1 protein-coding gene is annotated in these 374 nt (G+C 37.2%); it reads left to right on the top strand.

The features are described 5' to 3' along the window. Positions 1-374: relaxase/mobilization nuclease domain-containing protein (locus tag K5G00_RS30350; RefSeq protein ID WP_238770272.1), on the top strand; the 374-nt coding region annotated here is incomplete at both ends.

The raw sequence follows: 374 nt of genomic DNA, 5'->3' as shown, positions 1-374 counted from the left end.
GAAAGAAATTCATTTTCCTTTGTTCTGAGCCCAACGATTCCTGATGGGATAAAACTTACCAATGCTGATTTCGCAAAACTAACCAACGATTTCCTAGAACGGATGAAACTAAAGGGACAACAGTATATTTCGTTTTTGCACAATGACAGGGATCACAAACACCTGCATATTTTTATTAACCGGATTGATTTTAACGGTAAAGCATATAAAGACAACTACATTAGTAAAAAGACCCAGCGCATTGCTGAAAGTATTGCCAAAGAGCGGGGATTCACCACAGCAAAAGAAATACAACAACAGAAAGAAGAAAGACTGAGGAACCAAATAATCAATGCACATGAAAAAGTTTTGCCTCAACATCCGAAGAGCATTTT

Source organism: Maribellus maritimus (assembly GCF_022267315.1).
Classification (GTDB): domain Bacteria; phylum Bacteroidota; class Bacteroidia; order Bacteroidales; family Prolixibacteraceae; genus Draconibacterium; species Draconibacterium maritimum.
This window is presented reverse-complemented; position numbering and strand designations above follow the sequence as displayed.